Below are 26,713 nucleotides of genomic sequence, written 5' to 3'. Positions count from 1 at the left end.
AGGACTGCGTAGACGTCGCCGGCGGCGAGCGGCGGGTCGCATTCGGCACCGGCTCGCGGCGCGGACGGCCGGAGATCAGCGCAGGGCGTGCGCCGCATGGGCCATGCGGTGGGCGAGCACCGCGAGCTCGACCCGCGAGTGCACATCGAGCTTCTGGAACACCCGGCCGACGTGCACCTCGACGGTGCGCACCGAGACGTAGAGCCGGGCGGCCGCGTCGCGGTTCGAAGCACCCTCCACGACGAGCATCGCGACTTCGAGTTCGCGCTCGGTGAGCACGTCGGTCCACACGGCCCGGCACGCCGCGAGCGGATCGCCCGGCACGTCCACGACGCCAGAGGTGGCGCCACGGTCGCGGACGCCGGCGGATGCCTCTGGAGGGCGACGCGCGCGCGCGGCGGGTTCGCCCGTCGGGTTCGTCGTGAGCGCGGGCGCGGACTCCGCCGGCACGGGCCCCTCGGCGCGGGAGAGGCTCCCGTCGGCAGCGAGCGCCCGACGTTCGTGGGCGACGGCCGTGAGCCAGGCGTCGGCGCCGGCCTCGCCGAAGAGGTGCTCGGCCGCCAGCAGGTGCCGTTCGGCGCGCTCGGGCACGCCCGCCTCGCCGCAGGCCCGCGCGAGCATGAGCTCGGTGCGCGCCCGCTCGTAGGCCGATGCGATCGCCCGCCCGCCCTCGACCGCGGCGAGGTAGTCGGATTCGAACCGCGTGCGGTCGGTGCTGCGCATCCGCCGGCGCAGCGCGCTCGCGAGCAGTGCGTCGGGCGGCCGACGCACCGCCGGGTCGCCCGCCGCCCGCCCGGCATCGGTCGAGCACCAGTCGATGCCCGCGTCGAGCCCGGGCACGTGCAGTCCGCCGCCGCGCTCGAACTCCGTCGCGAGCGCGACGAGCGTGGCCGCCTCCGTGCGCGCACCGCCGAGGTGGGCCGCGACGGCGCGGTCGATCAGTTCCTCGTACCGCACCGCTCCCGCCGACGGGGGTTGGGCGGCCTCGATCGCGCGGGCGAACGCGGAGACCTCGCCCGTCGTGATGATGTCGATGCGCCGTGCGACGGCCGCGCCGATGCCGCCGAGCGGCGACGCGATCGGCAGGTCGGCCGCGCCGCGGGCGAGCACCTGCGCGGCCCGTCGCACGTCGCCCGCCCAGAGTTCGAGCAGGCTCGTCGCGACCGCCCGTGCGGCGCGCATGAGCGGCGACCGGTCACCGCGTGCGATCGCCGGGTCCGCCGCCGTCTCGCGCACGGCGCCGAGCCAGCGCACCGCGGCCGCCGGGTCGCCGGCGAGACCGCGCTCGAGGGCCGCTGCGACCGCCCGCGCGCCCCCGACGAGGGCGATGCCGCCGGTCGAGACCGCGACGGCGTCGTCGGAGTCGGCGGACTCGGTCGAGCCTGCAGCGCCGGTGACGTCGAGGCCGAAGAGGGCGCACCAGGCGCTGCCGGCCTCGAGCGGCGCCCGATCGAGGCCGTACCGTTCGGTGATGACCCGAGCCTGTGCGAGTCGGCGTCGGGCGGCCGGCAGCATCCCCCGCTCGGCGAGCAGCCCCGCGGCGGTCGCGACGGCCCGGGCGAGCTGCAGGCGCATCGGACGCGTCGCGGGGTCGAGCGCCGCGGCATCGACCGTCGAGCGTCCCGTCGGCGTCGCCCCCGGTTCGAGCGCACCGCCGGCCTCGTCGAGCGCCGACCCGATCTCGTTGCCGAGCCCCGCGAGCCGGCGGTCGAGCTCGACCTCGGGGACGTCGCCCTCGAGGATCGCGCGGGCCGTCAGGTAGTCGGCGAGCACGGACGTGCGGGCGGGCTCGTCGCCGTGCTCGATGACGCGGTCGAGCCAGCCGCGCGCGTCGTCGACGTGCCCGCCGTGCAGTGCGGCGCGGCCCGCGATGCTCCACGCGGTCACGGATTCGGCACCGCAGGCGTGGCTCGCGGCCTCTCGCGCGACCGCATGGGCCCACTCGGATTCGCCCGACGCATCCGCGGACTCCGCGATCTCGATGAGCGGCGCGACGAGGTCGCGCGAGCCCTCGAGCGTCGCGAGCGAGCGATGCCAGGTCGCCTGTCGCGCATCGCCGAGCCGGGCGCACGCCCGGGCGAGCGACGCATGCGCGGTCGTCCGCTCGGCGAGCGTCGCGGAACCGTGCACCCAGACGCGCATGCGCGGGTCGGCGAAGGCGAAGTGCCCGGCCACGAGGAGCAGGTGCCGGCTGACCTCGCCGTCGATGAGGTCGGCCATGGGGCGGTTCGATGCGGCGAGCAGCACGTCGATGCGGTCGTCGACGCACACCGACGCGACGACGAGCAGCTCCCGCTCCCACGCTGCGAGCCGCGCCCCGCTCGGTGCCATCGCGACCTCGATGGCCGGCACCGACGGCAGCGGGTCGGGCAGCACGGCATGGCCGAGGCGCTGCGCGACGCGCAGGAGCCCGGCGACCTCGATGATCGCGTCGGCGTCGCCGCCGAGCGCGAGGCCGAGGCGAGCCGCGACGTGCGGAGCCGCGACGAGCCGGTGCCGGGCGAGCAGTTCGACGACGGCGCGGGTGTCTTCGAAGGCGTCGACGGGCGAGCGGTGCCGCGCGGGCGGCCGGGGGTGCTCGGGTGTGTCAGGCATCGGCCCCTCCGCTCGCTTCACGGTCGCGTGGGGTTATGTTAGCAACATTTACAAAGTGGTCGCGAGGGCCGATGCCGGCAGCGCAACTCCCCGTTCGAGGGGCGGGCCGGCGTCAGTCGCGCGGGCTCAGCAGGTAGTCGTTGAACCGTCGCGTCTCGGCGGCGTCGAACGGCACGGCCGTTCCGTCGAGTGCGGTCACGCCCGCCGCGAGGCGCACGCTCGACACCAGCCAGATCGCGTCGGCGGTCGCGAGCTCGGCGACCGGGATGTCCCGGTACTCCGTCGCGTGACCGTCGCGCTCGAGGAACTCGAAGAGGCTCTGCTGCGTCGTGCCCCGCAGGATCGCGCCGCTCGGCTCTGGGGTCGAGTAGACGTCGCCGTGGCGCAGGATGACGCTCGACGTCGGCCCCTCCATGACGTACCCGTCGCTCGCGACGAAGAGCGCGTCGTCGGCACCCCGCCGCTTCGCCTCGCGGATCGCCGCCATGTTCGTCGCGTAGCTCAGCGTCTTCGCACCGAGCAGCAGCCACGGCGCCTTCGCCGCGGCGTCGTGCGCGAGGCCACGGTCGAGCGAGACGATGCGGATCCCGTGCTCGCGCTCGGCGGTGCGATCGGCCGCGCGGGAGGCCGCAAGCCACGCGGTGGGCGCGGGGCCGTGCTCGACGCCCCGGCTGAGCACGAGCTTCAGCGCGAACTCGCCCGACGCGGGCAGCTGCGAGACCGCCGCGGCGATCGCCGCCCGCCATTGCGCGAGGTTGGGCTCCGGGAGCTCGCAGATCTGCGCCGAGTTGCGCAGTCGCTCGAGGTGCGCCTCCGCCTCCTGCGCATGACCGTCGACGACGGCGAGGGTCTCGAAAATGCCGTCGCCGCGCTGCGTGGACAGTTCGCCGACGCGCAATGCGGGCTCCGAGGCATCCACCGCATGGAACGTCGAGTCGAGGTCGACGGCGGGTGCGTCCGCGGTGAGGGGCGCGATGAGGAACGTCACGGTCTCGGGCATGCACCAATCGTAGGCGTGGATGCCTCGCCGCCATGCGCTACCGTACGGTGCATGCGCGCGCTCGGCACCGGGGAGATGAGCCGGGCGTCCGGGCTGTCACTCAAGGCGCTGAGGATCTACGACGCGAGCGGACTGCTCGTGCCGGCCGACGTCGACCCGCGGACGGGCTACCGACGATACGCGCCCGAGCAGGTGGCTCGCGCGCGCACGATCGCGATGCTGCGCCGCATCGACCTGCCGCTCGCCGAGATCGGCGGACTGCTCGATGCGGCACCCGCGGAGGCGCGCGAGCGGCTCCTCGGCTGGTGGGCGGCGCAGCGCGAGGACTTCGCGGAACGCAGCCAGGCGGTCGATCGGCTCGCCGCATCGGACGCGGGCCCCGTGGCGGGGGCCGGCACGGCGGACGACGGGTTGCGCGGACGGGTGCGCTTCGAGACGATGCCCGACACGTCGATCGCGACCATCGTCCGCACGGTCGTGCAGTCGCGACTGGTGCCGAGCTTCGTCGCCGACGTGATCGAGATCGGGCGCCACCTCGAGCGCGAGGGCGCCACGGCGGGACCCGGCCATTGGGTGCTCTTCCACTCCCCCGTCGGCGACGCCCTCCCCGGGCGCATCGAGACCGCCGTGCCCTTCACCGGCCGGGCCGCCCCGACGCGGACCATCGCCCTGCGGATGGAGCCCGGAGCCCGCTACGCGGTCATCGACGTCACCGCCCGCGAGGTCGTCTATCCGCAGCTGCTGCGCTTCTACGACGCGGTGCGCGGTGCGGCGGGCGCCGGCGCGTCCGAGGCATCGGCCGGCCGGGACGCCTCGGCGCCCGCGGCGCCGCGCGAGTGGTACCCGGGGCCGTGGCCCGAGGACCCCGACGAGATCGCGATGCGCGTCGCGATGCCGCTGCGGCCCGGTGTCCGGCTTGACCCGGCCCCTGGGACCGACTCGACGATGCCGGTATGACCGGACACCCCAACCCTGCCGAGTACGCCCGCCATTCGCCGTTCTCCGACCCGGGCGCCCATCGCGCGCTCGTCGCGGGGGTCGCCGCCGAGCCCGGCGCGATCCACCGCGCGGTGACCGCCGCGATCACCCACTACCGCGCCGACCCCGCGGTGACCTCCGAACAGTTCGCCGACATCGACCGCCGCTGGATCGCGTCGATCCTCGATGCCGCGACGGAGCGCGCCGACGGCCCGCTCGACGCCGAGCGCGCGCCCGACCGGCGAGTCGGCGGCTGCTGCCGCGACCATTCGCTGCTCGCGGTGTCGATCCTGCGCGAGCACGGGCGCCCGGCACGCACCCGCCTCGGATTCGCGGGCTACTTCACGCCGGGGTTCCGCCACGACCACGTCGTCGTCGAGGCCGGGCACGACGGCCGCTGGGTGCGCTTCGATCCCGAGCTCGACCCGGCGGCGCACGGATTCGACGTGCACGACCTGCCGACCGGACCGGGTTCGCCGTTCGAGACCGCCGCGGAGGCCTGGCTCGGCTACCGCGCCGGCGAGATCGACCTCGCCGGGTACGGGGTGGCGCCGGGGCATCCGATCTCGGGGCCCTGGATCGTGCACGGCTACGTGCTCGGCGACCTCGCCCACCGCATGCGCACCGAGCTGTTGCTCTGGGACGGCTGGGGCGTGATGGACGCCCCCGACGCGCCGATCGCCGCCGACGCCCTCGACCTCGCCGACCGCGTCGCTCGGCTCACCGTCGCAGCCGACGGCGGGGATGCCTCGGCCGAAGCGGAACTCGCCGCGCTCTGGCGCACGGACGAGCGGGTCCGGCCCGGGCGCACGGTGACGACCTTCTCGCCGGCCGGCGGGTTCGGCACCGTCGATCTCGAGGCCCGCACGACCGTTTGGGCGACCGCGGAGACGTGAAAGGCCGGCCGCAGAACGCCTCTCGGCGCGAGGCCGCTCGGAGCGGCGAATTTTGGAGCCCGGGGTTACTGCGGCCGGCCTCAGACAGTCTAAACGACACCGAGGGGCGGTTCATTCCCGACGCGAGCCACCGGTCGCCCCATGCGATGTGCGGAGCGCGGACGTGGCCGTTCCGACCGGCTGCGCCCCTTCGCGGGGCCACGCTCGGTCGGAACGGTCACATCCGGCGAATCAGTCGAGTGCGTCACGCCGCCAGAGCTTCGCGCAGGCAGTGAGCTCGTCGCCGAGCTCGGTGAGGCGCAGCGCCCGCCTCGTGAGCGCGGCCGAGCGGTCGTGGTGCACCGAGTCGGAGGCGTCCGCGTCGTCGGCGAGGCTCGTGAAACCGGTCGCCGTGACCCGCGCGAACGCGGCCGCCCGCTCGAGCGCGACCGCGAAGTCGCCCGTGAACACGCCGTGCAGCACCCGGTCGGCCAGCTCGCGGATCTCGGCGGGGCCGGCCGGGGACGCCGCACCGGCGACGACCTGGTCGATGGTGTGCGACATCTCGGTGCTGCGCCGGTAGGCGAGGCTCAGCGTCTCGGCGTCCTGCCCGATGAGCGTGCGCAGGAGGTAGATGCGCCAGAGCGCGCCAGGCAGGCTCTTCGCCGACGCACCCGACCACAGCTCCGCGATCGCGTCGATGCCGTGGCGGTCGGTGTACGCGATGAGACGGGCGACGATCTCGGGGTCGGGGTCGGCGCGAACCCGGGCGAGCAGGGCCTGCGCGGTGTCGTGGGCCGCCCGGTTGAGGTGGGCCGGGTCGGCCCCGCCGATGAAGTCGTCGAACATTCCGGGTGGGAGTTTCGTCGGGCGGTGGAAGTCGGCGGCCATTCGGTACAGGATACTCCGGTCGGGTGCGGCCATCCCCGGCCGGGTGCCCTGCGCTCCCCCGTGCTCCCCTGTGCGGGGGCCGCTCGCACTGGGGGCTTCGATGCCGTCGCGATCGGGACTAGCCTGCGGGTCATGCACACCCGAAGCATTCTCGGGCGGGCGGCGAGCTGACCGTGATGCCGCTCGAGGGCGAGCGTTCGGCCGTTCGGGCGGACGCGACCCCCGTCGCCGAGATGGCGAGCGGCCGGTCGCCGGGAGCGCCGGCGGCCGGTCGCATCGCCGTGCGCGGCGCTACGAGGCCAGGCCGTCGTCTCCGGCACGACGCATGAGCCCTGACCTCCAGTCGTCGCCCATGCGCTCGCAGGTGACCTTCGCATGACAGTTCCGGCAACGGACATCGCATTTGTCGATCTCGGCCATGATGCGCAGCAGGCCGTGCCCGTCTTGAACGAGCTTCATCACCTCAGCGGTCTCGTCGCAGTTCTCCCGGTGATCGAAGTCGAGTACCCGGACGTCGGCCTCACCGCAATCGATGCACGGGTGGTCGAGGAGGTGGTCGCCCACCGCTGCGAGCGCGATCTGGCGCTGAACTGCCTTGCGCGCCATGATCACTCGAATGCGGGCCTCACGGTGTCTCGCGTCGTAGTCGCGAGCCTTCTGCGTGTTGCACTCGCGGCAGATGGGCTGGAGTCCATCGCGGGCCGATCGCAACCGATTGAAATCGGCGATTGGCTTAGACTGTCGGCAAGCCGAGCAGCGCTCCTGCGTCATCGGCGTCGCCCCCGTAGCTCAGAGGCAGAGCAGCGGACTTTTAATCCGCGGGTCGGGATGTCGGAATTCCCCGGGGGCACCATCGAGGGCCGATCGCGGTGGGAGATGCTCGCCGGTTGAGCGCTTCATGCTTCGAACATATCTTCGACCACCGAAATGGAGGCCGCTCACCGCGGCACGAGCCCCCGCTCGTACGCCCAGATGACGACGTGCACGCGGTCGGGCAGGTCGAGCTTCGCGAGGATCGCCTTGACGTGCGTCTTCACGGTGTTGCCCGTGAGGAAGAGCCGCTCGGCGATCTCGTCGTTCGAGGCGCCCGTGACGAGGAGCGCGAGCACATCGCGCTCGCGCCCCGTGAACGGCTCCAGCAGCGTCTCGGCGTCGACCGGCTCGGGCGCGCGCGCCACGAAGTCGACGAGGCTCGCCGTCGCGCGCGGCGCGAGGGTCGCGTCGCCCGCATGCACGGCGCGGATCGCCGCCGCCAGCTCGTCGGCCGAGGCGTCCTTGGTGAGGAAGCCGCTCGCGCCCGCCCGGATCGCGGCGAACACGACCTCGTCGAGGTCGAACGTGGTGAGCACGAGCACCCTCGCGGCGGAATGCTCCGCCCGCACGCGCCGCGTCGCCTCGATGCCGTCCATCCGAGGCATCCGCACGTCCATCACGACGACGTCGGCACGGTGCGCGCGCAGGTGCTCGACGAGTTCGGCACCGTCGGCGGCCTCGACGACGAGCTCGAGGTCGTCGTGCGACTCGAGCATGACGGCGAGCGCCGAGCGGATGAGCTCCTGGTCGTCGGCGAGCGCCACGCGGATGCGCGCGGCCGCCGGATCGTCCGTCACTCCTCGCCCTCCGCTCGAACGGGCGCCGCGACGAGCGGAAGCCGGGCGACGACGCGCCACCCCGGCCCGTCGGGGCGGGGGCCGGCGTCGAGGCTGCCGCCCAACTGGGCGACGCGTTCGCGCATGCCCGGGATGCCTCGACCGCTCGCCGCACGCGCGGCGGCGGAACCTCCGGCGCCCGCATCGGACGCTCCCGTGCGGATGGGCAGCCCGATCGGCTGCCCGTCGTCGTCGACGGTCACGACGAGGTCGCGCCCCCACTCGAGTCCGACGCGGGTCGTCGTCGGCGGCGATGCGTGGCGCAGCACGTTCGTGAGCGCCTCCTGCACCACCCGGTAGGCGGTCAGCGCGAGTCCGGGCGGCACCTCGCGCGCGGTGCCGGTCACGACGAGCTCGACCGCGCGGCCGGGTGATTGCGCGCGCTCGACGAGCTCGGCGATGCCGTCGAGCCCCGGGCTCGGCTCGCGGAGCGCCGACTCGCCGCCCCCGCCGCCCTCGTCACGGATGCCGGCGCGAACGCCGGGCTCGACGAGCGCCCCGAGCAGCCCGCGCATGTCCCGCATCGCCGCGCGGCCGGTCGAGACGACGTGCCCGACGGCGACCCTCGCCCGGTCGTCGTCGCGCCCGACGAGCACCCTCGTCGCCTCGGCCTGGGCGACCATCACCGCGAGCGAGTGGGCGATGACATCGTGCAGCTCGCGGCCGATGCGACGCCGCTCGTCGGCGACGGCCCGGAGCTCCGTCTCGATCCGCAGCTCGGCGGCCCGCGCGACGGCGACGCGCTCGGCCGCCCGCTTGCGCAGGGTCTCGCGCCGGTACCGGCCGAGCGCCCACGCGACGCCGATGCCGCCCGCGAGCGATCCGGCGAGCGCGAACGCGGCGCCCGGGCTCGCGACGATCGCCGCATCGTTCGGTCGCTCGGAGACGATCACGAGCCCGGTCATGATGCCCGCGCCGGCGAGGCCGCAGCCGAGCGCCGCCCAGCCGGCGACGAGGTCGTCGCCGGCGGCCGCGGCGAAGACGAAGACGAGGTAGACGAGCGAACTCGCCTGCAGCACCGCGAGCCCGGGCATGCCCGGCACGCTCAGCGCGGCGAGCACGAGCATGAGTGCGGATGCCGCGGCGATCGCCGTGCGCGGCAGCCGGCGCCGCACGACGACGAGGAGATGCAGCAGCCCGTAGCATCCGAGCACGGCCGCCGCCCAGGCCGCGTGGCGACCGCCCGCCTCGTCGAGCACTTCGACGACCGTGAACGGCAGCAGCGCGCCGGCCGCCACGGCCGCCGTCACCCGATCGGCGTATCCCGGTGCGCGCGACTCCCCCGAGGCATCCATCACCGGCCCCACGCTACCGGCCGTGCTGCTGGCGCATCTCACCCGACCGGGTGAGGCGAACCGCCCGCGACCGCCGCGAGGCTGGCGGAGCCGGGGCGGCGGATCCGCCCGGCGGGCGCCCCGGCGGCGCCCCTCCGACGATGCACAGGAGCACACGATGACCTCCGTCCGCGAATCCACCGGCGCCACCGCGGTGCCCCCACGAACGCGCCCGAGGCGATGGCTCGCCGCGACGGCGTTGCTCGCATCGGCTGCGATCGCCGCGCTCGGCACCGCATGGTGGCTCGTCCCCGATTCCGATCCGTTCGTCACGGCGTCGTCGCGCAGTCTCGCGAGCGCCGTGCTCGACCCGACCCAGTTCGCCGCCGTCGTGATCGCGACCGGGCTCGTCGGCATCGTCGTGGCCGTCGCCCTGCTCGCCCGGGGCGCACGCGAGCCGCGCGCCCCGTTCGTCGCCGCGGTCGCCGCCGCACTGCTCGCCCTCGCCGCGACCCTCGTGCTGGGAGACGCCGGGACGATCACCTTCGCCGGCTACGTCTTCGGCTTCTGCTCGGTCGTCGCCGGCGTCGTGACGACGTGCGTCCTCGTCGTCCGCGCCCCGCGCCTCGGCGTGCCCCTGCTCGTGCTGCTCGTCGCGCTCGTCGTCGTCGCGGTGTCGTGGGCCGGCCTCACCTGGCAGGGCGTCACGACGTTCCTCGGCAAGTTCGGCGCCGCGCTCGTCGCGAACGCTGGCCTCATCGCCGTCTCGGCGATCTCGGTCGTCGCGGTGCTGGCGTGGGTCGCGATCGCGGTCTCGGTCGGACGCACGACGCGCGAGGTGCGCCGCTTCGAGGGATGGCTCGTGCGACACCGCCGAGTGCTCACGGTGCTCGCCGCGCTCGGGCCGCTGCCCTACGCCGTGGTCCGCGCGAGCTGGCTCACGCCGTGGCCGCTCTTCGCGCCCGCCGCCGACGAGCTCTCGCCGGCGATGCTCACGACCGGGCTCATGCTCGGGGCGGGCGCCGTCGCCGCGGTGGTGCTCACCCTCGGCCTGATCCTGCCGTGGGGGCTCGTCTTCCCGGCGTGGATGCCGCGGGTCGGCGGCCGGACGGTTCCGGCGCGCCTCGCCGTCGTGCCGGGGCTCGCCGCGGCGACCGTCGTCACGATCTCGGCCGTGCCGATGCTCATCGTGGCGGCGGGAAGCCCGACGCTCGGCGAGGCCATCGTGTTCGACCTGCTGCTGCCGTTCTGGTTCTGGGGGCCGATGCTCGCCCTCGCCGTCTGGGCCTACGCGGCGTGGCGCCGCGAGCTCAGCCGACCAGTCGCCTGAACCCGGCCATGAGCGCCACGCGCTCGGCGGAGGTGCGCGCGAGCGGGGTCACGGCGAGGGTCGTGACCCCGCTCGCGGCGAATGCCGCGACGCGCTCGGCGACGACCGAGGCCGGGCCGATGAGCGAGATCGCCCGCACGAGTTCGTCGGGCACCGCCTGGACCGCCTCCTGCTTGCGCCCGTCGAGGTAGAGGTCCTGGATGTGCGCGGCCTCCGCCTCGAACCCGTAGCTCGCGACGAGGTCGTTGTAGAAGTTCTTGCCGCGGGCGCCCATGCCGCCGACGTAGAGGGCGAGCTGCGGCTTCGCCGCGGCGAGCGCCATGGCCTCGAGCTCGGGGTCCTCCGTGATGGCGAGCGCGGGGCTCGCGAACACGTCGAGCTGGCCGAGCGCGGCATCGCGCTTCGCGGTGCCCGCGGCGAGCGCGGCACCCCACACGTCGCCCGCGCGCTCGGGGTGGTAGAACATCGGCAGCCAGCCGTCGGCGATCTCGGCGGTCTGCTCGACCGACTTCTGCCCGAGGGAGGCGACGGTGATCGGGATGCGCTCGCGCACCGGGTGGTTGATGAGCTTCAGCGGCTTGCCGAGCCCGGTCCCCTCGCCCGCGGGCAGCGGGATCGTGTAGTTGCGTCCCTCGTGCACGACGGGCTCGCGCCGCCACGTCATGCGGCAGACGTCGATGATCTCGCGGGTGCGCCCGAGCGGGGCGTCGTACTTGACGCCGTGGAAGCCCTCGATGACCTGCGGTCCCGAGGCGCCGATGCCGAGCTCGAACCGGCCGCCCGACACGTAGTCGAGCCCTGCGGCCGTCATCGCGGTGAGCGTGGGCGTGCGGGTGTACAGCTGCAGGATGCCGCTCATGAGCGTGAGCCGCTCGGTGCGGGCGGCGAGGAAGCCGAGCTGGCTGACCGCGTCGAACGAGTACGCCTCGGGCACCGCGATGAGATCGACGCCGGATGCCTCGAGCTCGGCGACCTCGTCGGCCGCTTCGCGGAAGCCGCCCGCGTAGTTCAGGAACATGCCGACGCGCATCCGTCACTCCTCGTCGTGTGGGGTCGTGGTGTGCCCGGCCGTCGGCACGGGCCCATCAGAGGCTACCGAACGGCTCGGGCACCCGCCGCGCCGGTTGTGGGGTTCCGACGACCCTCAGGTTGCTCCGAGTCGGATGCCGCAGGCTGGACTCCAAACGACCGCCAGCATGCCCCGACGGGAGGAGGATCCGTGAGCTGGAGCCTCGTGCTCGACATCCTGCTCGTGCTCGTCTTCATCGGAGCCGCCGTGAACGGCTGGCGTGCGGGGCTGCTGCGCACCGCCGCGGGCCTCATCGGGCTCATCGCGGGCGGCATCGCCGCCTGGTTCGCGATGCCCTGGCTCGCCGGGCTCGTGCCCCTGCCCGAGCTGCGCGCGCCGGTCGCGATCGCCGTGGCGCTCGTGCTGCTGTCGCTCGGCGCCTGGCTCGGCGCGATCGTGGGCCGTGCGCTCCGCCGCGGCGCGCACCGGGTGAAGCTCGGCGTGCTCGACCGGGCGCTGGGTCTGGTCGGCAACCTCATCGTGACCGCGTTCGTCGTCGCCCTCGTCGCATCGGGCGTCGCGGCGATGGGCGTTCCGGTGCTCTCGCCCGCCGTGGCCGGATCGACCGTCGTCCGGGCGCTCGACCAGGTGACGCCGCCGCCGGCGAGGTCGGCCATGGCCGAGCTCCGTGCCGCGGCGCTCGGCGAGGGGCTGCCGTGGCTCGTCGACGTGCTCGACACGCCGCTGCCGACCGAGCCGCCGCCGCAGGGCGGCGTCGACTCGCCCGCGATCGCCGAGGCGTCGCGGTCGGTCGTGCGCATCACGGGCACGGCGTTCCGGTGCGGCAGCAACGTGTCGGGGTCGGGGTTCGTCGTCGCCGACGACCGCATCGTGACGAACGCGCACGTCGTCGCGGGCGTCGACGAACCGATCGTCGAAGCGCCGGGGCTCCCCGCCGTCGCCGGCCGGGTCGTCGCGTTCGACCCCGAGCACGATCTCGCGGTCATCGCGGTCGACGGGCTCGACGCCCCGGCGCTGCCCATCGACGAACCCGCCCTCGGCGACGAGGTCGCCGTCGCGGGGTACCCGTTCGGCGGGCCGCTGGAACTCCGACCGGCGCGCGTCGCGGCGAGCGGACCGCTCACGATCTCGACCGACGGCGCGACGTCGACGCGCGACGTCATGACGCTGTCGGCCGACGTCGATCCCGGCAACTCGGGCGGGCCGGTGCTCGACGTCGACGGCGAGGTCGCCGGCGTCGTGTTCGCCCGGTCCGAGACCGTCGCGACGGTGGGGTTCGCGGTTCCCGTGTCGACGCTCGCGCCGCTCGCGGCGGAGGCATCCGCCCTCGACGACCCGGTCGATTCGGGGGCGTGCGCCGCGTGAGGTCAGTCGGCTGAGAAGCCCTCGAAGCGGATGCCCCAGCTGAGCTGCCATTCCTCGCCCGGGCCGAGCCACCGCAGGCCGCGGCCGGAGTTGAACGCCTCGGCCGGCGCGGTCATCGGCTCGATCGCGATCGCGACGTCGCCGCCCTCGCCCGGGTACTCCCGCGAGGTGTAGACCTGCACGTAGCCGAACTCGTCGTCGGCCCACACCGACACGCTGCGCCCGTCGGGTGCGGTGAGCGTGTGCAGCACCTGGCCGTCGTCGCTCGCGAGCTCGCCGAACGCGTCGTCGAGCTGCACGTCGCCGACCCGACGTCCTTCGCGGAAGTCCCACTCGGTGCCGTCGACCGGGACCTCGCCGGTCGGCAGCAGGCGCTCGTCGACCTCGATGTGGCTCGCGGCGTCGAGACGCAGGACCAGGTCTTCGGTGCGGACGCCGCCGATCTTGAGGTACGGATGGGTGCCGAGCGCGACGGGGGCCGTGTCGGCGCCGAGGTTCTCGACGAAGTGCGTGACGCGCAGGCCGTCGGCGACGAGCTCGTAGTGCACGGCGGTGCCGAGCAGGAACGGGTAGCCGAGCTGCGGGTAGATGCGCGCGGCGAGCGTCACCGAGTCGCGCTCTCGGTCGACGGCGCTGTACTCGGTGTAGCGCAGCAGCCCGTGGATCGCGTTGCCGCGGGCCGGCTCCGTGATCGCGAGCTGGTGGTCGACGCCGTCGTGGCTCCACCGGCCGTCGCGGATGCGGTTCGGCCACGGCGCGAGCACGATGCCGGCGCCCATCGGCGGCGACTGGTCTTCGCCGTAGGCGGGAACGAGGTCGATGCCGTTGATGCTGAGGGTGCGGAGCCCGGCGGCGACGGCCGTGACGGTGGCCCGGATCTCACCGCTCGACGTCGTCGTCTCGAGCTCGAACTGCTCGCCCGTGGGAAGGGTCATGGACCAACTCTATGGTCTGCATCGGGTGCGTGCGCGGTGACGACCGCGAGTCCGGCCTCCTCCAGTTCGGCGACGACCGGGTGCGGCGCCGAGGCATCCGTGACGAGCTCGTCGAACGCGTCGACGGGGCCGACGCGACCGAGGTGCACCTCGCCGACCTTCGACCCGTCGGCGACGACGACGGCTCGCGCCGCCCGCTGCAGCATGAGCGCCTTCACCTGCGCCTCGGGCAGGTTCGCATTGGTGACGCCGTGCACCGGATCGACCCCGTTGCAGCCGATGACGGCGAGGTCGACGTGCACGTCGCGCAGCATCGAGCCGGCGAGCGGGTCGACGAGCGAGTGCTGGCGCGGACGCAGCGTGCCTCCCGTGACGACGACCTGGAACCTCGGGATCTCGGACTCGAGCTCGAGGGCGATCGAGAGGCCGTTCGTGAACACGACGACGTCGTCGAGGTCGCTGCGCTGCTTCAGCGCGCGCGCGACCTGCAGGGTCGTGGTGCCGACGTCGAGGATGAGGCTCTGCCCGCTGCGCACGAGACCGGCCACGTGCGCTCCGATGCGGCGCTTCGGTTCGACGGACGCCTCGAGCGCCTCCTCGAAGCTCGGCTCGCGTTCGGGCCGGTCGACGCCGGGAGCGCCGGCGGGCACGGCGCCGCCGTGCACCCGGCGGATCATGCCCTGGCGTTCGAGCGCGTCGAGGTCGGCACGGGCGGTGACGGTCGTCACGCCGAAGGCGCGGCTCAGCTCGGCGACGCGCACGAACCCGCGCTCGGCGACGAGGGCTCGCGCGAGCTCACGGCGGCGGGGCGCGTCGACCTGGGCGTCGAGCCGTGGTTGGTCGCTCATAGGGGAATCATGCGGCTTCCCACCTGACTTTGCAATACGAAAGTGGTTTGTTTGCGAAACGAAAGTCGCGTAGGGTGTGCGGCGTGACCGAGACCCGTGACCCCGCCGAGGCATCCTCGACGCCCACCGGCGCCCCGCGCATCGTCGACCAGCACGCCGTCGACCCCCGCATCGCCGTACGACGCACGACACTCGCCGACGGTCGCGAGCTGATCTACTTCGACGACGTCGACACGACGCTGCCCGACGAGCGGTCGATCGACGAGCGCGAGCTCGGCCCTCGCCCGGCGACGGCCGAGATGCGGCAGGACGTGCTCACCGGCGAGTGGATCTCGATCGCCGCGGCCCGACAGAACCGGGTCGTGCTCCCGCCCGCCGAGCTCGACCCGCTCGCGCCGCAGTCGCCGGGCAACCCGTCCGAGATCCCGAGCCGGTACGACGTCGCGGTGTTCGAGAACCGGTCGCCGTCGTTCGGGCCCGCCATTCGGCCGGCTCAGGGCGCCGAAGGCGGGCTCGCCGGGCTCCGCCGCGTCGGCCTCGAGCGCCGCCTGCCCTCGGTCGGCCGGTGCGAGGTGGTCTGCTTCAGCCCCGAGCACGAGGGCTCGTTCGGCACGCAGCCGGTCTCTCGCGCCCGAACCGTGATCGAGGCGTGGGCGCACCGCACGGCCGAGCTCTCGGGGCTGCCCGGGGTGCAGCAGGTCTTCCCGTTCGAGAATCGCGGCCGCGAGATCGGCGTGACGCTCGGGCATCCGCACGGTCAGATCTACGCCTACCCCTATGTGACGCCGCGCACCGAGCGACTGCTCGCCTCGATCGACGGCTACGGCCCCGGACTCTTCGCCGACCTGCTCGAGCGGGAACGCGGCGGCCCGCGCATCGTGCTCGAGGGCGAGCACTGGAGCGCGTTCGTGCCGTTCGCGGCCCGCTGGCCGATCGAGGTGCACCTGCTCCCCCACCGTCACGTGCCCGACCTCGCGGCGACGAACCTCGACGAGCGGGACGAGCTCGCGGTGCTCTACCGGCGGCTCCTGCGCGGCGTCGACCGGCTCTACGAGACGCCGACGCCGTACATCGCGGCCTGGCACCAGGCGCCGGTGCACGAGCGTCGCGACGAGGTGCGGCTCATGCTGCAGCTCACGAGCCCGCGCCGCGGCGCCGACAAGCTGAAGTACCTCGCCGGCTCCGAGGCCGCGATGGGAGCATGGGTCGGGGATGTCCCGCCCGAAGCACAGGCCGAGGCGCTGCGCGCCGCGATCGAAGGAGTCGCAGAATGACCGTCGCCGACGCCGCCCACGGATTCGCCGAGTGGTTCGGCCGACGGCCGGCCGGGGTGTGGTCGGCGCCCGGCCGCGTGAACCTGATCGGCGAGCACACCGACTACAACGACGGCTTCGTGTTCCCCTTCGCGATCGACCGTCGCACGACGGTCGCGCTCGGCGACCGCGACGACCGGGTGCTGCGCGTGGCGACGAGCCACGAGCCCGAGTCGGTCGAGATCGGCCTCGACGACCTCACCCCCGACGCCGTGTCGGGGTGGGCCGCCTACCCGCTCGGCGTCGCGTGGGCGCTGCGGGAGTTCGGCGCCGATCTCGACCACGCCCGCGGGGTCGACCTCTACATCACCTCGGACGTGCCGATCGGTGCGGGCCTGTCGAGCTCGGCGGCGATCGAGTGCGCGGTCGCGCTCGCGCTCGACGAGCACTGGGGGCTCGGTCTCGACCGCCCCACGCTCGCGAAGGTCGGCCGCCTCGCCGAGAACCGCGTGGTCGGCGCCCCGACGGGCATCATGGACCAGACGGCCTCGCTGCTCGGCGCAGCCGACTCGGCGGTGTTCCTCGACTGCCGCAGCCTCGACGCCGACGTGATCCCGCTCGGCCTGGAGGCCGAGGACCTCTCGTTCCTCGTGGTCGACACCCGCGTGGCGCACGCCCACGCCTCGGGCGGCTACGCCGCGCGTCGGGCGTCGTGCGAGGCGGGTGCCCGGAGCCTCGGCGTGGAGTCGTTGCGCGACCTGCGGGTCGACGGCCTGTCCCGCGCGGCCGAGGTGCTCGACGACGAGACGTTCCGTCGGGTGCGCCACGTCGTGACCGAGAACCAGCGGGTGCTCGACACCGTGCGCACGCTGCGGGAGCACGGGGCGGGGGCGATCGGCTCCCTGCTGGATGCCTCGCACGTGTCGATGCGCGACGACTTCGAGATCTCGGTGCCGGAACTCGACCTCGCCGTGGCGACCGCGCAGTCGTCGGGCGCGATCGGCGCCCGCATGACGGGCGGAGGCTTCGGCGGTTCGGCGATCGCGCTCGTCCCCGAGGCCCTCGTTCCCGACGTGACCCGCGCGGTGACCGCGGCCTTCGCCGACCACGGCTACCGCGCACCCATCGTCTTCACGGTTCGCGCATCGGAGGGCGCCCGCCGGGACGCCTGATCGGCGCCGACCGGAGTCGCGTCGCCTCCGGATCAGGTGCCGCACTCGCAATCGCAGTCGGCCGCACAGTCGCCGGCCTCCCAGCAGTCGACACGACAACGACAATCGTCGAGCAGTATCGGATCGCGTCTCGCGAGGGATGCGGCACGCTCGAGTCGGTCTCGAAGGCGTCGCTGCGCCTCGAACCTGAGGGCGCTCGTGGTCGGCCCATCGTCGTTCACCGCATGGAGACCGCGGGCGCGCCGCTCATCACGGTGCGCTCGATGGTGGTACCAGGCGTTCGGCTCGGCACGGTCGTAGTGGATATCGGTGGGCCTCGAGCGTGGGCGGTCGTCGGGCGGGCGCACGTCGAGATGAACTGGCAGACGCCGTCCGGCGTTGTCGCGCACCCAGTCGGGCGGAATCGGGGCCATCTCGGCGCCCGACTCGTCCAGCACCGCGAGACGCATGCCCGCGAGGCCGACGAGCCGCTCGAGGTCGGCCACGTCGATGCCGTTCCGATTCGCCTCGACACGTGCGATCGCCGCGTGGCTGACGCCCAACCGTCGTGCGAGGTCTCGTTGGCTCAGGTCGAGCTGTCGACGAACCCTGAGGACCACGCCGACCACATCGAATCGAGGGGTCTGCGCAGCGACGGGTTCCCCGTCGCTCCGTCTCCCCTCCAGCGGTCCTCCGCTCTTCTCCATCGGTCCTCCGCCCCGGGCGCGACCTGCGCCACTGCAGGTGCTCTCAGGAGGCAGTGTCCTGCTCGCCACCCACATCCATCACGCCGTCGTGATTCCCTCGGCGCGACTACGACACTGAATCGCCCTGCGACTCAGTGTCGTAGTCGCGGGAGGGGGGATCGACATCGGCGTGGAAGCCGGCCGCGAGCGGGATGCAGCGCAAACGCAGGCCTGTGGGCCGCAGGGAAGTTCCGCCGTGGCGCGCGGATGCCGCGCGATTCCGGTCAGGCTGACTCGGCGGCCGATTCTCGGGCGGGCTCGACGGCGCGAGGCGTGCCGCCGGTGATGCGGACGAGGTCGTCGAAGGTGGTGGGGAACACGGTCTTGGCGTGCCCGGCGGCGGCCCACACGACGGGGTAGGCGGCGAGGTCGGTGTCGACGATCGTGCGCACCGGAGCGGGGTGGCCGAGCGGCGCGACGCCGCCGATCACCTGGCCGGTCGCCGCCTTCACGGTCTCCTTCGACGCTCGCCGGATGACGCCGCCGAGCTCCGATCCCAGCCACTCGGTGTCGACGCGATGGGCGCCCGACGTGAGCACGAGGATCGGTTCGTCATCGAGCGTGAACACGAGCGAGTTGGCGATCTGGCCGACCTCGACGCCGAGCGCGTCGGCCGCGAGCTGGGCGGTCGTCACGGCGTCGTCGAACCACACGATCTCGGGCTCGAGTCCCTGCGCGGCGAGGGCCGCGGCGACGCGGTCGACGGCAGCATGCGACGGGGCGGAAGCGGGTGAGCTCATCTCCCGATCCTATGGCGCGTCGCGGCTGGTGCCGCGCTGAGCCGAGAAACGGGCGCGACACCCCGATGGCGTAGAGTGCGCGCGTGCCACAGCCTTCGCTCGCCCGCCGACTCGGGCTCCGCGACGCCGTCGTGATCGGCCTCGCCGCCATGATCGGCGCCGGCGTCTTCGCCGCGTTCGCCCCCGCCGCTGCCGCCGCCGGCGAGGGGCTGCTCATCGGCCTCGCGATCGCCGCGATCGTCGCCTTCGCGAATGCGAGCTCCACCGCGCAGCTCGCTGCGCGCTACCCCGAGTCGGGCGGCGCCTACCGCTACGGGCGCGAGCGGCTCGGAGCATGGCCCGGATTCCTCGCCGGTTGGGGGTTCGTCGTCGGCAAGACCGCGAGCTGCGCCGCGATGGCCATGACGTTCGCCGCGTACCTCGTCCCAACGGCATGGCAGCGACCCGTCGCCGCCGCGGCCGTCATCGTGCTCGCCGCCGTCAACCTCCGCGGCATCACCCGCACGGCCCGGGCCGCGAGCATCATCGTCGCGGCCGTGATCTCGGTGCTGCTGCTCGTCATCGCGGCCGGCGCCGGTCCGCTCCTCCAGCGCGGCATCCCCCTCGACGGGCTGCTCGATGCCGGCTGGCCCGGCATCCTGCAGTCGGCGGGCCTCCTCTTCTTCGCCTTCGCCGGCTACGCGCGCATCGCGACCCTCGGCGAGGAGGTGCGCGACCCCGCCCGGACGATCCCGCGCGCCATCCCGGTCGCCCTCGGCATCGCGGTCGCGCTCTACGCCCTCATCGGCTCCGTCCTGCTCGCCACCCTCGGCGCCGATGCACTCGCGACGTCGACCGCACCGCTCGTCGACCTCGTCGACGACGTCGGCTGGACCTGGGCCGCCCCGATCGTGCGCGTCGGCGCGGCCGCCGCCGCACTCGGCGCCCTCCTCGCGCTCATCGCCGGCATCGGCCGCACCGCGCTCGCCATGGCCCGCGACGACGAGCTTCCGCGCCCGCTCGCCTCGGTGCATTCGCGGTACCGGGTGCCGCACGTCGCCGAGATCGTCGTCGCGGTGGCGGTCGTCGCCCTCGTGCTCACGGTCGACCTGCGCCAGGCGATCGGCTTCTCGTCGTTCGGCGTGCTCGGCTACTACCTCGTCGCCAACCTCGCCGCGATCACCCAGCCCGCGAACGAACGCCGCGTCCCCCGCGCGCTGTCGGTGCTCGGCGCGATCGGCTGCATCGTGCTCGTCGTCACGCTGCCGCCTGGCGCGATCGCGGCGGGCGTCGCCGTCTTCGTCGTCGGCGCCGCCTGGCGCCTCGTGACCCAGGCGCTCCGAAGGCGCCGCCGATAGGCTGTCGCCATGTCCGTCGATCCCAGCGCACGCCTCATCCCACTGGCCGGCATCGCCGCCCCCGCCGTCGCCGACAGCGCGTTCGTCGCGGCCGGCGCCGTGATCGTCGGCGACGTTCGCCTCGAGGCGGATTCGAGCGTCTGGTACAACGCGGTGCTGCGCGCCGAGGCCGAGCCGATCGTGCTCGGCGAGGCGTCGAACCTGCAGGACACGGTCGTCTGCCACGTCGACGCCGGCTACCCGCTCACCGTCGGCCGTCGGGTCTCGGTCGGCCACGGCGCCGTGCTGCACGGGTGCACCGTCGAAGACGACAGCCTCGTCGGCATGAACGCCACCGTGCTCAACGGCGCGGTCATCGGCGCCGGCTCGCTCGTCGCGGCCGGTGCGGTCGTGCTCGAGGGCACGATCGTGCCGCCCGGCTCGCTCGTCGCCGGGGTGCCCGCGAAGGTGCGCCGCGAACTCAGCGACGCCGAACGCGAGGGCATCCGCCGCAACGCCGCCTCGTACCTGCAGCACGTCGGCGAGCACACCGCCGGCGCCTGACCCGGCACTGCGATCGGCGGCGCCGCCACCGTCGGACTACGCCGCGTCGGACAGCGCCGCGTCGGCGCGCGCTTCGCCCGACGGCATCGATTCGAGCATTCCCTGCTCACGGTGGATCGACTCGGTGCCCGGCCGCGTCGTGACCGATCGCTCGCTCCGCACGGGGTCCGTGAGCACCCCGTCGGCCGGCATGGAGCCGGCGAGCACGGCGTGCGCGATCGCGGAGGACGACCCCGCCCGCGAACCGCCCGGCAACGCACGCCGCACCGCGCGCACCCGGCGCACCGCCCACCGCGTCGGCACCGCGACGACCATCGACAGCGCCCCGGCGACAGACCGATCGTACGGCCCGAGCATCCGCTTCCGCTCGAACGCCCGACGCACCGCACCGCCGACGAGGTCGTGCCGTCGAGTCGGCGCCGGCAGCAGTCCGGCCGCACGCCGGTCGAGCAGTTCCTCGAGCCGATCGGACCAGTCGTCGAAGGCCTCGCCGTGGAAGTAGTTGTCGACGAGCCAACCTTCGGCCGGCGGCTTCGCCACCCACTCCGCGACCGCCGCGCCGTCGCCGAACAGCCCGCTGCCAGCGAACACCGTGTTGATCAGCTTCGGGCCGACGCCGAACTCGTCGACGACGATCGCCGGCACCCCGGCGGCCACCGCTTCGAGCACGGCCGTCGAACTCACCGTGACGAGCATCGACGCGCGTCCGAGGTGCTTCGCCATGGGCCCGTCCTCGACGACCAGGTTCGGCGGGACGCCGCCGAGGCGGGCGCGTACCTCGGGATCGGCGAGGAGGTCGGCGTAGTCGTGCGCCTCCGCGTGGGTCTGCGCCTCGCCGCGCCGAGCCCTGACCTTGACGACGACCCGTCGGGTCGGCCGCCGCCGCGCGGCATCCGCGAGCAGGCCGAGCATGCGCACCCGGTCGTCGCGCTCGGCCGGCACCTTCGCCTGGGCGGCGAACACGAGGTCGCCGTCGGGCGGCGTCGATGCCGACGTCGACGCGAAGGCCGCCACCGGCGCAGACGCCACGTGCGGCGTCACCGGCGCGGCATCCCCGTCACCCGGCGATGCGCCGCGTCGGCGCGCCGTGAGGAACGGCAGCGTCGCGAGCCCGAACCCGACCCGCACGCCGAGCCCCGCGGCCAGCTGCTCGAACTCGCGCACCTCGCGGCGACTGTGGAGCACGACGAGATCGACCTGTTCGCGGTAGACCACCGCCTTCGGGACCGCCGGGATCGTGAGCCCCGGGAAGCCGCTCAGCAGGACCGGCCTCCCGGGCAGCGCCGCGACGATCGGCGCGACGACCCGCACGAAGGGACCGCGCAGTGCGAGCAGCACGGCATCCGGCCGGCGGGCGGCGAGGCGTCGCTCGAGCGACGCCAGGTCGAGCCGGCGCACGCCCTTCGCATGGAACGACGAGCCGGCGAGCGCGGCGCCGAGCTGCCGGTCGCTCGGCATCACGGGCGTCGTCACCACGATGAGCTCGGCATCCCAGCCGGCCGGCAGGCGTGTCGCGAACGCCGCTCCCCACTTGACGTACGAGTCGGAGTCGGCGACGACCACAAGGCGACGACGTGCCTCGGGCGCGCCAGAGGCCTCCGTGACGGCGCGACGCGCTGGTCCGCCCGCCGAACCCGCGTTCACAGCGCCGGCACCCGTCGCAGCTTCGCGCGCGGCGCCTCCTCGCCCGGGAACACGCGCTTCGCACCGTCGCCCATCGCGTCGCCGATCACCCTGATGTCGCGCACCAGGTGATCGAAGCCGGTCGGCTCGAGCGATGCGGCCTGGTCCGACCCCCACATCGCCCGGTCGAGCGTGATGTGCCGTTCGACGGCGACGGCGCCGAGTGCGACCGCGGCGAGCGAGATCTGGAGGCCGCGCTCATGCCCCGAGTACCCGACCGGGACACCCGGGTAGCGGCGTCGCAGCGCGTCGATCACGAGGAGGTTCGCCTCCTCGGGCGGCATCGGGTAGCTCGAGGTCGCGTGCATGAGCACCAGGCGCTCGGTGCCGAGCACCTCGACCGCCCGATCGATCTCGTCGAGGGTGGACATGCCGGTCGAGCAGATGACGGGCTTGCCGGTCGCGGCGATCGCCTCGAGCAGGGCGAGGTCGGTGATCGAGGCCGAGGCGACCTTGTGCGCGACGACGTCGAGGCGCTCGAGGAACGCGACCGACGGCACGTCCCACGGCGAGGCGAACCAGTCGAGCCCCGAGCGCATCGCGTACGACGCGATCTCGAGGTACTCCGACTCGCCGAACTCGACCCGGTACCGGTAGTCGAGGTAGCTCATCGTGCCCCACGGGGTCTCACGCGAGACATCCCGCATGTGCTCGGGCGTTGCGATCTCGGGCGTGCGCTTCTGGAACTTGACCGCCTGCGCACCCGCCTCGGCGGCGACGTCGATCAGGCGCTTCGCGATCTCGACGTCGCCGTTGTGGTTCAGGCCGATCTCGCCGATGACGTACACGGGCTGACCCGGGCCGACCGACGAACGGCCGATGCGGACGGTGTTCATGCGAGGGCTCCCTGCGGTGCTGTTCGGTGTGCGGAGGGTTCGGCCGCAGTGGCGGCTCGTTCGTGGGGTGCTGCGCCGGTCGCACCGTCGCGGGCCGCGAGCACGAGCTCGGCGAGCTCGCGCACCGCGCCGTCGCCGCCCCCGGCCTCGAGCACGAGGCGGGCGGCGTCGCGCACCGCGGGCACCGCATCGGCGACGGCGAGCGGCCACCCGACGAGCGCCATCGCCGGCAGGTCGCCGACGTCGTTGCCGAGGTAGGCGATGCGCGCGAGCGGGATGCCTCGGGCCTCGGCCCATTCGGCGAGCGCGGGGGCCTTGTCGTGCATGCCCTGGAGCACGTCGACCCGCAGCTTGGCCGCTCGCGCGGTCACCACGCGGTTCGTCTCGGCCGAGAGCACGAGCACCGGAACGCCCGCCGCGCGGAGGCGGGCGACGCCCTGCCCGTCGCTGCGGCTGACGCGGACGAGCTCGCGTCCCTCCGTGTCGATCCAGGCGGTGTCGTCGGTGTGCACCCCGTCGAAGTCGGTGACGACGGCGTCGACGTCGACGACGCGTGCCGGCCGGTCGATGAGCTCGACGAGCGCCCGCGCGACCACGAGGTCGGCGGCGGTGTCGATGTCGACGCCGTGCAGCTGGGGCACGACCTGCGGCGCGATCCGGCCGAAGAAGCGGTGCCGTGCCGCGCGGAAGCCCGCCGTCCGCATCGCGGTGAACGCGCCGGTCTCGCGGAACTCCGGTTCGCGCTCCTGCCTGCGGTGGCGCACCGCGGCGTCGTGGTTGGCGCCGAACACCGAGCCGTCGCCGGCGGCGCGCCACACGAAGGCGTGGCTCTCAACCGCCGCGAACACGCTGTCGGCCTCGTGGCTCACGACCCGTGCGACCGCGGCGTCGAGATCCGACGGGTCGATGAACGGCGATGTCGCCTGCACGAAGAGCGTGACCGCGGGCAGCGGGCCCCGTGCCTCGAGCTCGTCGAGTGCGTGCAGCAGCGCCGATTCGCTCGACGCCGTGTCGCCCGAGAGGTCGGCCGGCCGGTCGACGACGGTCGCCCCGGCGGCGCGCGCCACACGTGCGATCTCGTCGTCGTCGGTCGTGACCACGACCGCGCCGACGCTGCGTGCGGCATGCGCGGCCGCGACGGCGCGACCGACGAGGGAGACCCCGCCGAGGCGCATCAGGTTCTTGCCCGGCAGGCCCTTCGACCCGCCGCGCGCCGGAATGATCGCGACGGCGACGCCGCGCTGATCGGTCTTCGACTCGGCCATGCGGGCAGGCTACGGATCCGAGGTGGCGCCGGGGTGGCGCGCGCGTTGCGCACCGGTGAACGGTCGGGCATCGCCGCCCACAGATCGCGTGCCAAGGGCATCCGCCCCGGCGCGGATCAGCGCTGCAGGCCCTGCTCCGCCGCCTTCACGACGTTCGCGAGCAGCATCGCGCGGGTCATGGGGCCCACGCCGCCCGGGTTGGGCGAGAGGTGTCCCGCGACCGCTGCGACGGCGGGGTCGACGTCGCCCGTGAGCCGGCCCTTGCCGGTCTCCTCGTCCTGCACGCGGGTGATGCCGACGTCGAGCACCGCAGCGCCGGGCTTGATCCAGTCGGGCTTCACGAGGTGGGGCACGCCGACGGCGGCCACGACGATGTCGGCGCGGCGCACCTCGGCCGCGAGGTCCTGCGTGCGCGAGTGCGTGAGGGTGACGGTGGCGTCGAGGCCCTTGCGCGTGAACAGCAGGCCCAGGGGCCGGCCGACGGTGAGGCCGCGCCCGATGACCGTGACGTGGCGTCCTCTGATCGGCACGTCGTAGCGCTGCAGCATCTCCACGATGCCCGCGGGCGTGCACGGCAACGGCGAGTGCAGCTCGCCCTCGATGCCGAGCACGAGGCGGCCGAGGTTCGTGGGGTGCAGCCCGTCGGCGTCCTTGTCGGGATCGATGAGCTCGAGCATCGCGTTCTCGTCGTGCCCGGCGGGCAGCGGCAGCTGCACGATGTACCCGGTCACCTCGGCTGCGGCGTTGAGGTCGCTGATCGCCGCGCGCACGTCGGCCGCGGTCGCCGTGGCCGGCAGGTCGACGCGGATCGACTCGATGCCCACCTCGGCGCAGTCGCGGTGCTTGCCCGCGACGTACGAGCGCGACGCCGGGTCGTCGCCGACGAGCAGCGTGCCGAGGCCGGGCGTGACGCCGCGGGCCTTCAGTTCGGCGATGCGTGCGGCGAGCTCGTGCTTCACGGCGGACGCCGTGGCGACCCCGTCGAGCGTGATGGCGGTCATGGTGCTCCTCGGTGGGCGAGCGGGTGAACGGATGCGACGGGGTCGGTCCGGCCGGGGCGACGTCCGCCGCCCCGACCGGCGCGGCCTACTGCTGCAGGCCGGGGTAGAGCGGGAAGGCGGCGGTGAGCGCCTCGACCCGGGCGCGGAGCGCCGCGACATCCGCCTCGCCCTGCAGCGTCAGCGCGATGATGTCGGCGACCTCGGTGAACTCGGCGTCGCCGAAGCCCCGAGTCGCGAGCGCCGGGGTGCCGATGCGCAGGCCCGACGTGACCATCGGCGGGCGCGGGTCGAACGGCACCGCGTTGCGGTTGACGGTGATGAGCGCCTCGTGCAGCAGGTCTTCGGCCTGCTGGCCGTCGATCTTCGAGTTGCGGAGGTCGGCGAGCACGAGGTGCACGTCGGTGCCGCCCGTGAGCACGTCGACGCCGGCCGCGCGCGAGTCGTCGGCGGTCAGGCGGTCGGCGAGGATCGCGGCGCCGCGCAGCGTGCGCTCCTGGCGGTCCTTGAACTCGGCCGAGGCGGCGATCTTGAACGCGGTGGCCTTTGCGGCGATGACGTGCATGAGCGGGCCGCCCTGCTGGCCGGGGAACACGTTCGAGTTGAGCTTCTTCGCGAGCTCCATGTCGCGCGAGAGGATGAAGCCCGAGCGGGGGCCGCCGATCGTCTTGTGCACGGTCGACGACACGACGTCGGCGAAGGGCACCGGGTTCGGGTGCAGGCCCGCGGCCACGAGGCCCGCGAAGTGCGCCATGTCGACCCAGAGCTTCGCGCCGACCTCGTCGGCGATCTCGCGGAACGCGGCGAAGTCGAGCTGGCGTGGGTACGCAGACCAGCCGGCGATGATGACCTGCGGGCGGTGCTCGAGGGCCTTCTCGCGGACGACGTTCATGTCGACGAGGAAGGTCTCGGGGTCGACGCCGTAGGCGACGGCGTTGTAGAGCTTGCCCGAGAAGTTGAGCTTCATGCCGTGGGTGAGGTGGCCGCCGTGGGCGAGCTCGAGGCCGAGGATGGTGTCGCCCGGCGTCGCGATCGCGCTCAGCACGGCCGCGTTCGCGGTCGCGCCCGAGTGCGGCTGCACGTTGGCGTACTCGGCGCCGAAGAGCGACTTCGCGCGCTCGATGGCGAGCGACTCGGCGACGTCGACGTACTCGCAGCCGCCGTAGTAGCGACGACCGGGGTAGCCCTCGGCGTACTTGTTGGTGAGCACGGAGCCCTGCGACTGCAGCACCGAGACGGGAACGAAGTTCTCGCTCGCGATCATCTCGAGGTAGTCGCGCTGGCGACCGAGTTCGAGTTCGAGAACTTCGGCGATCTCGGGGTCGACCTCGGAGAGGGGCGCGTTGAAGACGGATTCGGCCAAGACTGGCTCCTTCATGACATACGGACCT

The 26,713-nt window shown here is 73.8% G+C and carries 24 protein-coding genes and 1 tRNA gene; 9 read left to right on the top strand and 16 right to left on the bottom strand.

Annotation, left to right across the window (positions count from 1 at the left end):
- Positions 1-75: 75 nt before the first annotated feature.
- The gene (locus PX701_RS03895; RefSeq protein ID WP_275505530.1) at positions 76-2,595 is read right to left on the bottom strand and encodes a helix-turn-helix transcriptional regulator; all 2,520 of its coding nucleotides are present in this window, start codon (positions 2,593-2,595) and stop codon (positions 76-78) included.
- Between the two features lie 112 nt (positions 2,596-2,707).
- Positions 2,708-3,595, bottom strand: coding sequence for an aminodeoxychorismate lyase (locus PX701_RS03890; protein ID WP_275505529.1), 888 nt, complete (start codon positions 3,593-3,595; stop codon positions 2,708-2,710).
- A gap of 51 nt (positions 3,596-3,646) precedes the next feature.
- Between PX701_RS03890 and PX701_RS03885 the strand changes: the two genes are divergently transcribed.
- Positions 3,647-4,552, top strand: a complete 906-nt coding sequence (locus PX701_RS03885; protein ID WP_275505528.1) for a MerR family transcriptional regulator — start codon at positions 3,647-3,649, stop codon at positions 4,550-4,552.
- A complete protein-coding gene (locus PX701_RS03880; protein ID WP_275505527.1) occupies positions 4,549-5,469 on the top strand; it encodes a transglutaminase-like domain-containing protein in 921 nt (306 codons plus the stop codon). Before PX701_RS03885 ends, PX701_RS03880 begins: the two co-directional genes overlap by 4 nt.
- 231 nt (positions 5,470-5,700) lie before the next feature.
- On the opposite strand, the gene PX701_RS03875 is transcribed toward PX701_RS03880, so the two are convergent.
- Positions 5,701-6,339 (bottom strand): DNA-directed RNA polymerase subunit beta, encoded by a 639-nt coding sequence (locus PX701_RS03875; RefSeq protein WP_275505526.1) that lies wholly within the window; start codon positions 6,337-6,339, stop codon positions 5,701-5,703.
- Between the two features lie 291 nt (positions 6,340-6,630).
- Positions 6,631-7,110 (bottom strand): hypothetical protein, encoded by a 480-nt coding sequence (locus PX701_RS03870; protein WP_275505525.1) that lies wholly within the window; start codon positions 7,108-7,110, stop codon positions 6,631-6,633.
- Positions 7,111-7,117: 7 nt separating this feature from the next.
- Between PX701_RS03870 and PX701_RS03865 the strand changes: the two genes are divergently transcribed.
- Positions 7,118-7,192, top strand: a tRNA-Lys gene (locus PX701_RS03865).
- Between the two features lie 85 nt (positions 7,193-7,277).
- Here PX701_RS03865 and PX701_RS03860 read toward each other — a convergent pair.
- Both PX701_RS03860 and PX701_RS03855 read right to left on the bottom strand, forming a co-directional pair.
- On the bottom strand, positions 7,278-7,949 hold the full coding sequence (locus PX701_RS03860) for a response regulator transcription factor (RefSeq protein WP_275505524.1): 672 nt from the start codon (positions 7,947-7,949) through the stop codon (positions 7,278-7,280).
- Positions 7,946-9,283, bottom strand: a complete 1,338-nt coding sequence (locus PX701_RS03855; protein ID WP_275505590.1) for a sensor histidine kinase — start codon at positions 9,281-9,283, stop codon at positions 7,946-7,948. The genes PX701_RS03860 and PX701_RS03855 overlap by 4 nt, the downstream gene beginning before the upstream one ends.
- A gap of 157 nt (positions 9,284-9,440) precedes the next feature.
- On the opposite strand from PX701_RS03855, the gene PX701_RS03850 reads away from it, so the two are divergent.
- Entirely contained in the window at positions 9,441-10,592 is a 1,152-nt protein-coding gene (locus PX701_RS03850; RefSeq protein ID WP_275505523.1) for a hypothetical protein, read from the top strand.
- On the opposite strand, the gene PX701_RS03845 is transcribed toward PX701_RS03850, so the two are convergent.
- Positions 10,573-11,622 carry an LLM class F420-dependent oxidoreductase gene (locus PX701_RS03845; RefSeq protein ID WP_275505522.1) on the bottom strand — a complete coding sequence of 350 codons (1,050 nt, stop codon included), beginning with the start codon at positions 11,620-11,622 and terminating at the stop codon, positions 10,573-10,575. The two genes, PX701_RS03850 and PX701_RS03845, sit on opposite strands and share 20 nt — an antisense overlap.
- Positions 11,623-11,811: 189 nt before the next feature.
- On the opposite strand from PX701_RS03845, the gene PX701_RS03840 reads away from it, so the two are divergent.
- Positions 11,812-12,987 carry a MarP family serine protease gene (locus tag PX701_RS03840; protein ID WP_275505521.1) on the top strand — a complete coding sequence of 392 codons (1,176 nt, stop codon included), beginning with the start codon at positions 11,812-11,814 and terminating at the stop codon, positions 12,985-12,987.
- Positions 12,988-12,989: 2 nt separating this feature from the next.
- On the opposite strand, the gene PX701_RS03835 is transcribed toward PX701_RS03840, so the two are convergent.
- Positions 12,990-13,922 (bottom strand): aldose 1-epimerase family protein, encoded by a 933-nt coding sequence (locus tag PX701_RS03835; protein ID WP_275505520.1) that lies wholly within the window; start codon positions 13,920-13,922, stop codon positions 12,990-12,992.
- Positions 13,919-14,770: a DeoR/GlpR family DNA-binding transcription regulator gene (locus PX701_RS03830; protein WP_231430213.1), complete on the bottom strand. Its 852-nt coding sequence runs from the start codon at positions 14,768-14,770 to the stop codon at positions 13,919-13,921. Before PX701_RS03830 ends, PX701_RS03835 begins: the two co-directional genes overlap by 4 nt.
- 140 nt (positions 14,771-14,910) lie before the next feature.
- Between PX701_RS03830 and galT the strand changes: the two genes are divergently transcribed.
- The gene (gene galT, locus PX701_RS03825; protein ID WP_374201163.1) at positions 14,911-16,044 is read left to right on the top strand and encodes a galactose-1-phosphate uridylyltransferase; all 1,134 of its coding nucleotides are present in this window, start codon (positions 14,911-14,913) and stop codon (positions 16,042-16,044) included.
- Complete coding sequence (gene galK, locus PX701_RS03820) at positions 16,041-17,195, top strand: galactokinase (protein WP_275505519.1); 1,155 nt, start codon at positions 16,041-16,043, stop codon at positions 17,193-17,195. Before galT ends, galK begins: the two co-directional genes overlap by 4 nt.
- A 32-nt stretch (positions 17,196-17,227) precedes the next feature.
- Here the strand turns inward: galK and PX701_RS03815 are convergent, their stop codons facing one another.
- Positions 17,228-17,881, bottom strand: coding sequence for a helix-turn-helix domain-containing protein (locus tag PX701_RS03815; RefSeq protein ID WP_275505518.1), 654 nt, complete (start codon positions 17,879-17,881; stop codon positions 17,228-17,230).
- Positions 17,882-18,144: 263 nt separating this feature from the next.
- Entirely contained in the window at positions 18,145-18,660 is a 516-nt protein-coding gene (locus tag PX701_RS03810) for a YbaK/EbsC family protein (protein ID WP_275505517.1), read from the bottom strand.
- Between the two features lie 83 nt (positions 18,661-18,743).
- Here PX701_RS03810 and PX701_RS03805 point away from each other — a divergent pair, with 83 nt between their 5' ends.
- A complete protein-coding gene (locus PX701_RS03805) occupies positions 18,744-19,997 on the top strand; it encodes an APC family permease (protein WP_275505516.1) in 1,254 nt (417 codons plus the stop codon).
- Positions 19,998-20,006: 9 nt separating this feature from the next.
- Positions 20,007-20,540 (top strand): gamma carbonic anhydrase family protein, encoded by a 534-nt coding sequence (locus tag PX701_RS03800; protein ID WP_275505515.1) that lies wholly within the window; start codon positions 20,007-20,009, stop codon positions 20,538-20,540.
- Between the two features lie 36 nt (positions 20,541-20,576).
- On the opposite strand, the gene PX701_RS03795 is transcribed toward PX701_RS03800, so the two are convergent.
- From PX701_RS03795 to glyA, 5 genes are all read right to left on the bottom strand, one after another.
- Positions 20,577-22,184, bottom strand: a complete 1,608-nt coding sequence (locus tag PX701_RS03795; RefSeq protein WP_231430207.1) for a DUF6716 putative glycosyltransferase — start codon at positions 22,182-22,184, stop codon at positions 20,577-20,579.
- Positions 22,181-23,059: an N-acetylneuraminate synthase family protein gene (locus PX701_RS03790; protein ID WP_231430206.1), complete on the bottom strand. Its 879-nt coding sequence runs from the start codon at positions 23,057-23,059 to the stop codon at positions 22,181-22,183. Before PX701_RS03790 ends, PX701_RS03795 begins: the two co-directional genes overlap by 4 nt.
- Positions 23,056-24,324, bottom strand: a complete 1,269-nt coding sequence (locus tag PX701_RS03785) for an acylneuraminate cytidylyltransferase (RefSeq protein WP_231430205.1) — start codon at positions 24,322-24,324, stop codon at positions 23,056-23,058. Before PX701_RS03785 ends, PX701_RS03790 begins: the two co-directional genes overlap by 4 nt.
- Before the next feature lie 116 nt (positions 24,325-24,440).
- Complete coding sequence (locus PX701_RS03780; RefSeq protein ID WP_231430204.1) at positions 24,441-25,325, bottom strand: bifunctional methylenetetrahydrofolate dehydrogenase/methenyltetrahydrofolate cyclohydrolase; 885 nt, start codon at positions 25,323-25,325, stop codon at positions 24,441-24,443.
- 85 nt (positions 25,326-25,410) lie between these two features.
- Positions 25,411-26,685, bottom strand: coding sequence for a serine hydroxymethyltransferase (glyA, locus tag PX701_RS03775; RefSeq protein WP_275505514.1), 1,275 nt, complete (start codon positions 26,683-26,685; stop codon positions 25,411-25,413).
- Positions 26,686-26,713 lie beyond the last annotated feature (28 nt).

Source organism: Agromyces chromiiresistens, assembly GCF_029167465.1.
Classification (GTDB): Bacteria; Actinomycetota; Actinomycetes; order Actinomycetales; family Microbacteriaceae; genus Agromyces; species Agromyces chromiiresistens.
This window is presented reverse-complemented; position numbering and strand designations above follow the sequence as displayed.

Bases quoted from the DNA above. Each gene is read 5' to 3' on its own strand.
- PX701_RS03895 (WP_275505530.1), bottom strand. From the start codon at position 2,595: ATGCCTGACACACCCGAGCACCCCCGGCCGCCCGCGCGGCACCGCTCG.
- PX701_RS03890 (WP_275505529.1), bottom strand. From the start codon at position 3,595: ATGCCCGAGACCGTGACGTTCCTCATCGCGCCCCTCACCGCGGACGCA.
- PX701_RS03885 (WP_275505528.1), top strand. From the start codon at position 3,647: ATGCGCGCGCTCGGCACCGGGGAGATGAGCCGGGCGTCCGGGCTGTCA.
- PX701_RS03880 (WP_275505527.1), top strand. From the start codon at position 4,549: ATGACCGGACACCCCAACCCTGCCGAGTACGCCCGCCATTCGCCGTTC.
- PX701_RS03875 (WP_275505526.1), bottom strand. From the start codon at position 6,339: ATGGCCGCCGACTTCCACCGCCCGACGAAACTCCCACCCGGAATGTTC.
- PX701_RS03870 (WP_275505525.1), bottom strand. From the start codon at position 7,110: ATGACGCAGGAGCGCTGCTCGGCTTGCCGACAGTCTAAGCCAATCGCC.
- PX701_RS03855 (WP_275505590.1), bottom strand. From the start codon at position 9,283: ATGGATGCCTCGGGGGAGTCGCGCGCACCGGGATACGCCGATCGGGTG.
- PX701_RS03850 (WP_275505523.1), top strand. From the start codon at position 9,441: ATGACCTCCGTCCGCGAATCCACCGGCGCCACCGCGGTGCCCCCACGA.
- PX701_RS03845 (WP_275505522.1), bottom strand. From the start codon at position 11,622: ATGCGCGTCGGCATGTTCCTGAACTACGCGGGCGGCTTCCGCGAAGCG.
- PX701_RS03835 (WP_275505520.1), bottom strand. From the start codon at position 13,922: ATGACCCTTCCCACGGGCGAGCAGTTCGAGCTCGAGACGACGACGTCG.
- PX701_RS03830 (WP_231430213.1), bottom strand. From the start codon at position 14,770: ATGAGCGACCAACCACGGCTCGACGCCCAGGTCGACGCGCCCCGCCGC.
- galK (WP_275505519.1), top strand. From the start codon at position 16,041: ATGACCGTCGCCGACGCCGCCCACGGATTCGCCGAGTGGTTCGGCCGA.
- PX701_RS03815 (WP_275505518.1), bottom strand. From the start codon at position 17,881: ATGGAGAAGAGCGGAGGACCGCTGGAGGGGAGACGGAGCGACGGGGAA.
- PX701_RS03810 (WP_275505517.1), bottom strand. From the start codon at position 18,660: ATGAGCTCACCCGCTTCCGCCCCGTCGCATGCTGCCGTCGACCGCGTC.
- PX701_RS03800 (WP_275505515.1), top strand. From the start codon at position 20,007: ATGTCCGTCGATCCCAGCGCACGCCTCATCCCACTGGCCGGCATCGCC.
- PX701_RS03790 (WP_231430206.1), bottom strand. From the start codon at position 23,059: ATGAACACCGTCCGCATCGGCCGTTCGTCGGTCGGCCCGGGTCAGCCC.
- PX701_RS03785 (WP_231430205.1), bottom strand. From the start codon at position 24,324: ATGGCCGAGTCGAAGACCGATCAGCGCGGCGTCGCCGTCGCGATCATT.
- PX701_RS03780 (WP_231430204.1), bottom strand. From the start codon at position 25,325: ATGACCGCCATCACGCTCGACGGGGTCGCCACGGCGTCCGCCGTGAAG.